7 protein-coding genes are annotated in these 12362 nt (G+C 55.3%); 2 read left to right on the top strand and 5 right to left on the bottom strand.

Annotated elements, in window-relative coordinates; genetic code table 11:
• The first annotated feature begins 111 nt into the window (after positions 1-111).
• Positions 112-930, top strand: a complete 819-nt coding sequence (locus tag SBI19_RS15080; RefSeq protein WP_317969555.1) for a glycosyltransferase family 2 protein — start codon at positions 112-114, stop codon at positions 928-930.
• 26 nt (positions 931-956) lie between these two features.
• Here SBI19_RS15080 and SBI19_RS15075 read toward each other — a convergent pair whose 3' ends face one another.
• Positions 957-1931, bottom strand: a complete 975-nt coding sequence (locus tag SBI19_RS15075; protein ID WP_483312297.1) for a glycoside hydrolase family 43 protein — start codon at positions 1929-1931, stop codon at positions 957-959.
• A 329-nt stretch (positions 1932-2260) separates the two neighbouring features.
• Between SBI19_RS15075 and SBI19_RS15070 the strand changes: the two genes are divergently transcribed.
• Positions 2261-4465, top strand: a complete 2205-nt coding sequence (locus SBI19_RS15070; RefSeq protein ID WP_317969553.1) for an ATP-dependent helicase — start codon at positions 2261-2263, stop codon at positions 4463-4465.
• Positions 4466-4821: 356 nt separating this feature from the next.
• Here the strand turns inward: SBI19_RS15070 and SBI19_RS15065 are convergent, their stop codons facing one another.
• From SBI19_RS15065 to SBI19_RS15050, 4 genes are all read right to left on the bottom strand, one after another.
• A complete protein-coding gene (locus tag SBI19_RS15065) occupies positions 4822-6300 on the bottom strand; it encodes a metallophosphoesterase (protein WP_317969551.1) in 1479 nt (492 codons plus the stop codon).
• Between the two features lie 67 nt (positions 6301-6367).
• A complete protein-coding gene (locus SBI19_RS15060) occupies positions 6368-8224 on the bottom strand; it encodes an ABC transporter ATP-binding protein (RefSeq protein ID WP_483312300.1) in 1857 nt (618 codons plus the stop codon).
• A complete protein-coding gene (locus tag SBI19_RS15055) occupies positions 8196-10025 on the bottom strand; it encodes an ABC transporter ATP-binding protein (RefSeq protein WP_483312296.1) in 1830 nt (609 codons plus the stop codon). The genes SBI19_RS15060 and SBI19_RS15055 overlap by 29 nt, the downstream gene beginning before the upstream one ends.
• A 200-nt stretch (positions 10026-10225) precedes the next feature.
• The gene (locus tag SBI19_RS15050; protein WP_317969549.1) at positions 10226-12304 is read right to left on the bottom strand and encodes a putative bifunctional diguanylate cyclase/phosphodiesterase; all 2079 of its coding nucleotides are present in this window, start codon (positions 12302-12304) and stop codon (positions 10226-10228) included.
• Positions 12305-12362 lie beyond the last annotated feature (58 nt).

The following is a 12362-nucleotide window of genomic DNA, read 5'->3' as shown; positions in this document are numbered from 1 at the left end:
CCTCCCTCCTGTTTGTTGCTTCTCTTGTATAAGGTACGGACAAGAACAACGGTTGCGCACGACCGATGACCGGGGAGAATTGACTATTTACGTTGTTGAAGGAGGTGCCGTATGCGCCGATCAGCATCTACGAGCGGAAGGACTAAGAGCAGTGGCAAAAGTACGGGAAGCAGCGGGATGGGCGTTACAATTATCACACCTACCATTCGACCGGAATATATGGAGCGGCTGCTGAGCAATTACGCTCGCCAGCAGTGGGACCGCAAAGAGCTTATTATCGTATTGAATCGCCAGAGGATGAGCATGGCTCAATACGAGGAAGCCGCACGAATGCACGATCATGTACGGGTACTAAGGCTTCCTGCCAACCATCCGCTCGGCGATTGCATGAATCTGGCCGCATCGCTGGCTAACTATCCGTATATCGCAAAATTCGATGATGACGATTATTACGGGCCCGGCTACCTGGCCGACGCGATGCATACGTTCGAGCAGACCGGCGCCGACGTTGTGGGCAAGCGTTCTTTCTACTTCTATTTCCCGCATCGGCAGCTGCTGCTGCTTCGCAAGCGGACGATTCCTTCGCAAGGCGACGTCAGACGAGTCGCCGGCGCAACGATAGTATTCCGGGCGAGCGTACTCGCGCATGTCCGGTTCGGCAAGAAACGCAAGGGCTCGGACGTGCAATTCATTCGAGATTGTCTGGAGCATGGGCTGGCGGTGCGAAGCTCGTCGCCGTATCATTTTGCCGCGATTCGCAGAGCTGATCGGCTTACGCATACGTGGAAGGTGCAAGAGAAGAAGCTGCTTGCCGATCCATCCTCGGAGCTGATTAATACGGACGATTACATGAAGCATGTCGACCATCCCTTTCATTCATCAATGGAAGCGGCCACCAGCAACGCAAAAAGCCGCACAGTCATCCGATGACTGCGCGGCTCTTGTTCGTTATGCTTCTATGCCTTCGCTTCTTGCTTCGCGTCTGGAACCGGTACGCCGAAGACCGGGAAGCCATCCTCGCTCCATGTCAGCACTTGCGCACGCGCGTGGCGGTTCGGATCGTACAGCGGATCGCCTACGATTTCTTTGTAGTTGCGGGCATGGTATACGAGGATATCATGCTTGCCGTCCTCCGAAACCGTGAAGCTGTTATGTCCAGGGCCATATTGGCTGTTCGCTTCATTCGTCTGGAACACAGGCTGCGGAAGCTTGTTCCAAGAAGCCGGATCCATCAGATCCGCATTCTCGTCTGCCCATAGCAGACCCATGCAATAGTTGAAGTCTGTAGCGCTGCCGGAGAAGCTGATGAAGATTTTGCCGTTGCGCTTCAACACGGCTGCACCTTCGTTGACGAGGAAGCCGATTTTCTCCCACTCGTACTCCGGCGTCGTGATCATCACTTGCTCAGCGCCAAGCGTCCACGGATTCGCCAGTGGTGCGATGTACAGGTTCGAGTTGCCTTTAATCGAAGGATCCTTCTGCGCCCATACGAGGTACTGCGTACCGTTATGGTTGAAAGACGTTGCGTCCAGCGCGAACGATTCCCACTTCGTGATCACTTGCCCCTTCTCTACCCATTCGCCTTCCAGCGGATTAGCAGATGCGTTCTCCAGTACGAACATCCGGTGGTCGAACAGACCATCCTGCGTTTCCGTCGTACGTGCTGCTGCGAAGTAGATGTACCATTTGCCATCGATGAAATGGATTTCAGGCGCCCAAATGTTGGCACTCATTGGACCCGTTTCATATTTGCGCCAAGCTACCGAAACTTCGCCTTGCGCTAGACCTTGAATCGTCTGCGAGCGGCGAACTTCGATGCGGTCGTATTCTGGCACAGATGCTGTAAAATAGTAATAGCCGTCCGTATGTTTATACACCCATGGATCGGCTCGTTGAAGCAATACCGGATTTTGATATTCTGGAATGAACAAGCGGATCACCCTTTTATATTTATATAATAGCTATTAACATTTATATTACTATATTAACACCGTAATTACAATTAGGTGTGCAATATTTCACCTCTTGATTGGATGCGCTTACTCTCAACAGCAGAAAGGCGTTGGCCAGTCTGACGGAAACTGGATTGTGTTTGGTTATATCTAACATCGTTTATATCAATGCTCATCATTATAGAAAACCATTCGTTCCGAAACCGTTCCGATCCTTACCAGATCAGCTATAAGGACGGCTCATGTTATACTATTGTTTAGCGAAAAATTTCGAAATGGCATACCGAAAACGAAAGGATTGTCTATAGATGCAGTCATACCGTCTTACCATTCCCGGGGCGTCCCGCCCTGTCGAGCCTGCTTCCGTTCGCGATGCGACCTCGCAGCATGCGGATCTCTTCATAGAGACAGACGCCGATCGCAGCCGAGCAGCAGCCAGCCTCGCGGAACGCGATGCGCTGTTCTTCCAAGCGCTTGCGCAGCAGCAAATCAAGCTGAACGACGACCAGGTGCAGGCCGTCCGCCATGGCGACGGACCACTGCTTACAATTGCAGGCGCCGGCTCCGGCAAAACAACAACGCTCGCCTGCCGCGCTGCCTATCTGATGCAAGTGGCTCGCGTTTCCCCGCGGCATCTGCTGCTCGTCACCTTCTCCCGCAAGGCGGCCGATGAGATGAAGCAGCGACTGGCCGAGATTCCAGGCGTGCCGCTCCGGTCCGCTCAGTCCGTCGAGGCGCGGACGTTCCACTCGTTCTGCCTGCAGTTGCTGCGGCGAAGCGGCATGCGACAAGCCGTGCTTGGCGATGACGGTCAGCAGCGCATCACGATTAAGCGCCTGCTCCGCGAATCGGGCACGTCATTCGACTTCGAACCGGAATCGCTGCTTGCGCTGCTCTCCTCTTACAAATGCCGAATGCTGACGGCCAATGACCTGCCGGAAGCATCGCCGGCCGAACGCGAGATCAAGCGCGTCCTGCTCCGCTACGAACAGTGGAAGCAGGACGGCGGCATGATCGATTTCGACGATCTGCTGCTGTTGACGTACCGTAAGCTGAGCGCAGAACCGGAAATGCTCACCGCCTTGCAGGAACGATTCCGTTATATAATGGTCGACGAATTTCAAGATACGAATACCGTTCAATACGAAATCGTTCGTCTGATTGCCGGCGCAAGCCGCAATCTCATGGTCGTCGGCGACGATGATCAGACGATCTATTCCTTCAATGGCGCGAGCAGCGAAGCGATTTTGTCATTCGATAAGGTGTATCCCGATGCGAAGGTCGTTGCGCTGCGCGTCAATTATCGATCAAGCGCCGAGATCGTCGGACTCGGCAATGCCGTCATTCGCGGCAATAAGCATCGCCGGCCGAAGACGCTGACGGTGCCGACCGCTGAACAGGGTCAAGCAGCCGGCAGCGACGATGCTGTCGATGCCGCGATTGGCACAGCAGGCAAGCCAATGTTCGCGCGGCCTGCCACCGCCGAAGAAGAAGCGGCGCTTATTACAGCGTCGATTCGCAAGCTGATCGAGCCAGGCGGCTATTCGTACGGCGACATAGCCGTGCTGTACCGCTCAGCAGGCAGCGGGCGGGCGACGATCGAGCATTTGCTTCAGGCCGGCATTCCGATTGAAGAGCACGGCGATCTGCTCTCCTTCTATGAATCGCCGCTCATCCGTCCCGTGATGGCTCACTTGAAGCTGTCTTTGCATCATCGGGACAAGCAGGCGATCGAGATGATGCTGCCCACGCTGTACGTCAATCGGGAATCGGCGATGAAATGGATTCGCGAGAAGGATGCCCAGCAGGCGAAGAAATGGCCGCTCATCCACTTGACCTCCCTGCCGAGTCTTCAGCAGTTTCAGAAGGACGCCGTACTGGAGCGTCTGCGTCTCATCAAAGCGGCGGCTGCGCAGAAACCGGCTATCGCGATTCGGAAGATAAGAGATGCGTTCTTCGACAAGTTCGCAGAGACGAACCGCGGCGGAACGCCGCATAAGGAACTCATGAAGGAGCTGCTGGACGAGCTGGAATCATCGGCGGGACGGTTCGAGACCGTCGAGTCTTTCGTTGCTTTTGCAGAGGATATGGCTAAGCGCCAGGCGGAAGCCAAAGGCGATGTTAAGCCGGCAAGCGGCGAAGGTTCGAATGATGCGGGCCGCGTTCAAGTGATGACCATTCACCGTTCGAAGGGGCTGGAGTTCCCCGCTGTATTCGTCATTGGCGCATCCGAGGGCATCATGCCGCATCGCAGCGCCATTCAACCGCAGCAGCCGAAGCAGACGTCCTCGCAGGAAGAGATCGAGCGGGACAAAGAAGAGGCGCTCGAAGAGGAGCGCCGTCTAATGTACGTTGCCGTCACGCGTGCGCGGGAGCGGCTGTATGTAAGCTCGCCTGCCTTCTATCATGGACAGAAGGCGGAGCTGTCTCGGTTTCTCGCGGAAGCGGGCGGCGGCCGTCAGACGGTATCCGCCGCTGGCAGCACTGCTGGCGTGCGACAACGGCAAAGGTAATCCTAATCGTAATCGCTGGGACCACCTCCCTGCATGCCGTCCGACTCAGCTCGGTTAGGATTGGCGCTTAAAGGTTGTGGTAGACCTTATTCGGCTCAAAAGGCACAAATCCGCTCGTTAACGGCTGCCATTGCGCTTATTGGCATGATGGCAGCTTGAGACGGGCATCTTTTACACCAATAGGCTCCCCTGCAACTGTTACAGCCTCGACAGTCACATTTTCCGCGAAATAGCCACGATGGCACCCGTTGCTGTTACCGCTGTTAGCTCCGTTATCTGAAGAGCCCGGCCTAGAAGTTACAATCGTTTCGATCAACGTTAACGATGGTTGGAGCGTATATACAAAACAAAGGCGGCTACATGCCGCCTTTGAACCAGTTGCGGACGGACAGGCTGAGCAGCTCCGACAAGCTCGACGCTTGCATTGGAGCAAGTACTGCTGTGCGGAAGCGAGCGGTAAGCGGCTTGTCGCTTCGATTGCCGAAAGCGTCCACGGCATATACGGAAGCCGAATATGCCATGTTCGGCGTCAACCCTTTAAGCTCCAACGTCAGCTCCTCCGGCAGCGGATGCTTATAAAATTCAGAGAACGCATGCAGCTTCAGGCTGCTGCGCCGGCTCCCCTCCCGCTTCACTTCAATGTCATACGAATGGACGAACAGGTTGTCCGCCGCCTGATTGAATCGGAGCAGCATCTGTGTGGCATGGCCCGTGATCGGTGTCATCACCGCTTGCGCCGACGGCTCGAAGTATGGTTTCACTCGATCCCGATCGTCCGTGTAGCGGAAACCCGCTCTCGAAGCTGGATATTCAATGACCCAGTCCTCCCCTGTCCAATCGTTACGGTGAAAGTCGCGCCGCTTCACGATGACCTTATCATCCTTCACCATCACCAGATAGCCCTGCGAGATATCATCCGGCGGGTGGTTGCCCTGCACCATGCCCGGCTCAAGCTCCGGATAACGGACCGAGGATGTGCCGAGCGACGTGAAGTCCCGCTGATGAATCGATCGCGGGCTCTCCAGCATGTAGTGCGAATGGCCGGAGAACGTAATGACCTGGGGATACTTCGAGAGGATAGCGTACAGCTTTTTATGATTTTGCGTATGCCCCCAACGATCGCTGCCATATACCGTATCGCTGATATGCTGATGGAACAGAACGAAGATTGGCTTATCGCTGCTTGCATGCTCCGCGAGCTTGCCTTCCAGCCAAGCGAGCTGTGCGTTCGACAGCTTGCCCCCGGTCGACTTGTTCTCGCTCCCCAATACGATAAAATGATAGCCGTTAATCCACTGGTCGTAATAAATGCCCGTCATTCCCGTCTTCTCAAGAAACAGGCGCTGTCCTTTCAATGCTCCTGAGGAACCGTAATAGTCATGATTCCCGATCGTTAGCAGACTCTTCGCAGTCGGCTGCTTGTGTCGATTATAGATCGACATGAACGCATCGTACTGCTCCGCCTTCCCATGATCGGTCAGGTCCCCTACGCTAGCGATCGCATCATAATGCGGCGCCAATTGATTCAACTGCTCAAGCGCATGGGCGAACTTGATCTCCGCCTTATCTCCTGAACCGATATGAATATCACTAATCACCGGAAAAATAAGGTTGTATCCGTCGCCCCGCTTAACTGTCGCATATCGATCCTGCTGAACGTTCAGATGCGCGTTCGGGTTCGTACCCTCCGTCGCAGGTAAAGCCGCCGCAGCCGGGGCTCCTATTCCGATGAGTAAGCTCTGCATCGCCAGCAGCCCCGCGGTCATTCGCGTAAGCCGTTCCTTCCCTCGCTGCAGTCGGTTGATCACGTCACCAGCACCCCATTCTGATGGCATTGTCGCAGTCGGTCGCCGAATGCGAACGTCAGCGTTAGTATGGATGTTTGCTGCCTAAAAAATCCACCTAGACGCTCAGTTTGCCTTCTGCGACCGACAGTGTACCGCCGCGGCGTGAGTGCGCATAGAGTTCTGCATAATAACCACGGTCCTCCAGCAGCGTCTCGTGCGTGCCCTGTTCCTCAATAACGCCGCTGCGCATAACAATGATTCGGTCCGCATGCTGAATGGTCGACAAGCGATGGGCAATGACGAGCGTCGTCCGCCCCTCCGATACGACATGCAGTGCCTGTTGAATAAGGCGCTCTGTATGCGAATCGAGATTCGCCGTCGCTTCATCGAGAATGAGAATGCGTGGCTGATGCACGACGATACGGGCAAAAGAGAGAAGCTGCCGCTCGCCCGCCGACAGCCCGCTGCCCCGCTCCGACAGCCGCGTGTCATAGCCATCCTTCAGACGCATGATCATCGAATGCGCGCCGACGAGACGGCATGCCTCGATCGCTTGCTCGCGCGTAATCTCATCGCGGAACAGCCGCACATTGTCGATGATGGAGCCAGAGTACAGGAATGGCTCCTGCTGGACCAGCCCGACGAGTCGGTGCAGATCATCCTGCGGCATCTGCCTTACGTCGATGCCGTCAATCATAATATTCCCTGCGCGCACATCGTAGAAGCGGGCAAGCAGGTTAACGAGCGAGCTTTTGCCAGCGCCGGTTGTACCGACGATGCCGACGAACTCCCCTGGTTTAATATGCAGGTCGAGCTTTCGCAGCACATCGCGCCCTTCGATATAAGCGAACGACACATCATTAAAATCAATCGCGCCGCGAACGCCTGACGGCACAGGGCGAACCGCTTGATCGGCAGAGGGTTCCTTCACCTCAGGCTCCTGGCTGAAGATACGCCATAGACGTTCGACAGATACGAACGTCGATTGCAGCGTATTCCACTGCTGCGTCATCTGGTTGATCGGCTGGAAGAACTGGCGGATATAGTTGATAAAGGCGTACAGCACGCCGAAAGCAATCGCATCGTCGAGCACAGCCATCCCGCCAAGCCAGACGACAAGCGCGACTGCGATGTTGCCGAGCGTATCGTAGGTTCGATTGAACATAACCGAAGTTCGAATTTCCCGCAAGCTCTCGCGCAAGTAATTGCCGTTCCTTTCCGCGAACCGCTTGCGCTGCTCCTGCTCCTGTCGGAACGCTTGCGTAAGGCTCATGCCGGACAGATTCTCCGCAACGAACGCAATGACGCGGGACAGCTGTGAACGGGCCCGCTGGTACGACTGCCGCAGCGTCCGCCGGAATGCGATCGCAATGCCGATAATGACCGGGAACAGCAGCAAGCACAGCGCCGCAAGCCGCGCATCGAGCGAGAACATGAAGGCGACGACGAGAATAAGCATAAGTCCGTCTCGAACGAGGCTGATCAATACTTGCGTGAAGAACTGACTGATCGTCTCCGTATCGCTCGACTCGTTCGTCACCAGGCTTCCGATCGGGTGACGGTCGAAGAACGACATCGACTGGCTCGTGATGTGCCGGAACAAATCCTCGCGCAGCCGTGCGACGATGCTCTGTCCGATACGCTGCACGAAGACCGATTGCAGGTAACCGAATACGAAGCTGACGACAGCCATCAGCAGGTAGACTCCGCCTAATAGCAGCAGCTTGCGCAGCTCATGCTCGCCGGTGAGCAGCTCATCGTCGATCGCGATCTTCACCAGATAAGGCTGAAGCAGATCGGCTGATATGGCGAGCAGCGCGGAGCCGAATACAGCAGCGAACATCCAGCGATGCGGCTTCGCATAAGCAAGCAGCGCACGGAAGGCCGCCATCCGATTCGCTGGACGATTGCTATTGCTGTTATCGCTGCCGGGTTCACTTTTGTTATCGCCGTTGGACGGCTTGGCGTTCATCTGCTTGCGCTCGCTCATATGCCGCACCTCCTTCCATACTGCCCGCTGCCGGCAGATCCACAAGGTCCGTTCCTTCTTCTTGAATGGCGCGAAGCGAGGCGTAATGACCGCCGAGCAGGACAAGCTCATCATGCGTTCCGCGCTCAATGATCCGCCCTTCCTCCAGCACGAGAATCAAATCTGCATGCTTCACCGCACTGATCCGGTGCGCGATGATGACCGTCGTCCGTTTGCTCCGTTCCCGCTGAAGCCGCTCAATGATTTGCGACTCCGTCACCGCGTCGACCGCGCTTACACTGTCATCTAGAATAAGGATCGGCGCATCCTTGTATAGCCCCCGCGCCAGACTCGTTCGCTGCCGCTGCCCGCCTGACAGCGTTAATCCTCGTTCACCGAGCTTCGTATCATAGCCGTCGGGGAACGTCTCGATGCTGCCGCTGATAGCCGCCGACTTAGCAGCAGCATGGACGCGCTCTTTCGCACCGCTGCGATCAGCGAAGGCGATATTGTCGCCGATCGTCTCACTGAACAAGAAGCCGTCCTGCGGCACATAACCGATACCGCCTCGCAGGCTTTCAAGCGTTGCTTCCCGAATATCGATGCCGCCAATGCGAATCGTGTTTTGCGGCGGCTCATACACACGAAGCAGCAGCTTTGCCAACGTTGTTTTTCCGCTTCCGGTCCGCCCGACAATACCTAACGTTTGTCCTTCTTTCAATGTAAAAGCAAGCTCCTGCAGCGCCGGACGGCGAGCTTCAGGATACGTAAAAGTCAAATTCTCGATCTTAAGGCTGGCACTAGCTGTCGAGATATCAATAGCCCCTTCAGCATCCCGCACCTCGGGTTGCTCAGATAGGAGCGTATTGAGCCGATCCAGCGAAGCACGCGCCTGTTGAAGACGGTTGATGACGTTGCCGAACTGTTGAAGCGGCGTCATCATGACCCGCAGGTACAACGTAAGGGCAACGAAGCCGCCAAGCGAGAACTTGCCCTGCCCTGCAAAATAACCGCCATACGTAATCGCAACGACGAGCGACAGTGCACCTGCCAGCGGAATCGCAGACTGGAACAACGAAGAGGTCCGCACAAGCCGAAGCTGTCGGTCTTGAATCCGGCTGACCGATTCACCGAATCGTCGCCGCGCAATTTCTTCTGCGGCGAACGTCTTCGTTACCCGCACGCCGCCGAATTGCTCCTCTGCCGACGAGGTCATGCCGGCGATCGATTCCTGCACCTCGTGAGAGCGGCGCTTAATGACGGGGCCGAAATAAATGACAAGAACCGGAATCGTCAACAGCGGTGCGATACACGCAAGCAGCAGTTGGAACGGAATGTCGGACGAAGCCATCATAATGATCGAAGTAATGAATAAGAACGTCGCATTCGTCAGCTGATTGATGCCGCCGCAAATCGTCTCGCGAATGCTCGTCACATCGCTAAGCACATAGCTGAGCCATTTGCCCACGCCATGCTTGGCGAAATAAGCTTCGCTCAGCCTTGTGAACTGCGTGAACAGCCTCTCCCGAATTTCGGCCTCGAACCGGCGTCCGAGCCGATGATTCAGCAGCTGGCCGACGCCGAACATGACGCCGTACGCAACACCGATCACGAGCAGCTGTAAGCTGCAGCTGATGACGATACTCCGCGTCAGGCCGCCCTGCTTCATCGTGTCCGTGAAATCGCCCAGCACACTCGGATAGAACGCATAGATCATATTGCCAGCCGCCATTACCGCAACCGCCACCGTGTACATCCATTTGTTTCGTCTGAAATAAGCAGCCAGAAGTGCAGTCCCTTTCACATGCGTTCCTCCATTCCGTTGCACCCAAGGTGAATTTGGTTTGCGATGAAAACCCTTTCCGATATATCGTTAACTCGCACAATCTCCATTATAAGGACGTCGCCTAAAAAATCCCACCCCGCTGCACGCCGAAAAAGCGTTCCCTCGCACGCTGCATCGGCGTATAAGCCGATTATGCCGTACAATGAAACGCTTCTCTCTTAAATGCTCCATTTGCCGCCCAGTTCGATCTCCCAGTCATCGCCGACCGCCGCTTCCAGCTCTACGGAGCCCAGCTCCTTCAAGTATGCAACAATTTGCGGAGCGCTCATCGGCTTGCCGAAATAATAGCCCTGAATAATGGAGCAGCCCGCTTCGGTAAGCAGCTCAACCTGCTCTTCCTCTTCAACGCCTTCCGCGACGATCTCCAGATTCAATTGCTGCGCGAGCGTAATAATCGTTCGAATAATGGCACGCCTTGCCGGAATGTGACTCTGGCTGATGAACAGCCTGTCAATCTTGACGGTATCAATCGGGATAAGATCCAGCGACCCGAGCGACGAGTAGCCCGCTCCGAAATCGTCCATAGACGCCTTCACCCCAATCTCACGCAGCTGATTCAACTGCCGGATGACTTCGTTCATATCATGAATAACGATCGACTCGGTAATCTCAAGCTCCAGCCGTTCAGACGGAAGCCGCGCTTCCTGCAAGCATTCCTTCACCATCTCGAACAAAATCTGGCTGTCGAACAGCCGCACCGACGTATTGACCGATACGGTGTATGCGCCCAGCCCGCTTTGCTCCCAGCGCATGCAATCGCGACAGGCCTGCCGCAGAACGAACCGGGACAAGCCAACGATCATCCCGGTCTCTTCGGCAATCGGAATAAACTCGGACGGCGCTACGACGCCAAGCTCCGGATGGTTCCAGCGCACAAGCGCTTCGAATCCGATCGGTCCGCCTACTCTTGTATCCCACTTCGGCTGATAATGAACAACGAATTGACCGCCGTATTCCATCGCCTTGCGAAGGTCGTTCTCGAGCTGCATCCGGCGCAGCAGCCGCTCTTGAATTTCTGGATTAAACAGCTCATAGCGGTTCTTGCCCGCTGCCTTCGCTTCATACATCGCCGCATCCGACGAGCGCATAAGCGATGAACGATCGCTGCCGTGCTCAGGATAGAGCGCAATGCCGATGCTGCACGAGACGAACAATTCATTGCCTTCAATAAGAAATGGCTGATTGATTCGCAATAGAAGACGCTGCGCCAGCTGCACTGCCTGCGCTTGGTCGGCCCCTTCTGCAAGGAGCAGAAACTCGTCGCCGCCAATGCGAAACACCATCAGCTGCTTGTTTGCCATCGCCTCGAATCGGCGGCTTGCATCCAATACAAGCAGGTCGCCGATATCGTGACCGAGCGTATCGTTGATCGACTTGAATTGGTCGATGTCGATGAACAAGATCGCTCCTCGGCTTGACTGCGACAGGAACGATTCGAACCGGCGGCTCAGTTCATAGCGGTTCGGCAGACCTGTCAGTTGATCTTTATACGCCATTCGCTCGAGGAACGCGCGGTCGATAAACATCGCTCCCCATGATACGAGCAGCAGTGTAGCAATCGACAACGTGACGATGCCGAGCAGAAAAATATTGTTATCTGCAGCTGCATCAGCGATAGCGGGCACGCTGCACCAGAATGTGACGGATGCCATTCCCGTATAATGCATCCCGCACACGGCCAGCCCCATGAGCACCGCTGCGAACATTTTGGATATGAAGAAGCCTTCGAATCCGCTGCGGAATCGGTTCATAATGAAGAGTGCCGCATAAGACACAACAATCGCAACAAGAACAGACAACGTCCAATAGAATGGATCGTAGTTCATGGTTACGCCAGGGATGCTGACGGCAGCCATGCCGATATAATGCATGGCTGATATGCCCGCACCCATAATCAGACCGCCGATTGCGATCCGTCCTAATCCGATCTGCTCTCGCTGCGTTAAATAGAATGCAATGAACGAAGCGAAGATGCTGGCAACCATCGAGAGCGCCGTAGGCTCCGCATCGAACGATATAGGCAATTTCAGATGGAACGCCAGCATGCCGACAAAATGCATCGACCATATGCCGCTGCCCATGACGACTGCTCCGGATGCAATCCAGCCCCATCTTGACCTTCCGCGTGACCGCCAGACCCGTCCGATCATATTAAGCGCCGAGAATGAAGACAATGTGGCGATGAGGAACGATAATAGTACGATTCCAATGTTGTAGGTTCCATGCAGCATGACCATAGAATGTCCTCCGATGCCGTATCCGTATCAAACATAAGTCCTATGTTTTGATTATACA

Origin of the sequence: Paenibacillus sp. CCS19, from assembly GCF_033239625.1 — a bacterium.
Classification (GTDB): domain Bacteria; phylum Bacillota; class Bacilli; order Paenibacillales; family Paenibacillaceae; genus Paenibacillus_T.
Note: the sequence above shows the minus strand (reverse complement) of the source record. Positions and strands in the feature narration are given on the sequence as shown.

Coding starts and splice junctions, on each gene's coding strand:
- SBI19_RS15080 (WP_317969555.1), top strand. CDS start 112: ATGCGCCGATCAGCATCTACGAGCGGAAGGACTAAGAGCAGTGGCAAA.
- SBI19_RS15070 (WP_317969553.1), top strand. CDS start 2,261: ATGCAGTCATACCGTCTTACCATTCCCGGGGCGTCCCGCCCTGTCGAG.
- SBI19_RS15065 (WP_317969551.1), bottom strand. CDS start 6,300: ATGCCATCAGAATGGGGTGCTGGTGACGTGATCAACCGACTGCAGCGA.
- SBI19_RS15060 (WP_483312300.1), bottom strand. CDS start 8,224: ATGAACGCCAAGCCGTCCAACGGCGATAACAAAAGTGAACCCGGCAGC.
- SBI19_RS15050 (WP_317969549.1), bottom strand. CDS start 12,304: ATGGTCATGCTGCATGGAACCTACAACATTGGAATCGTACTATTATCG.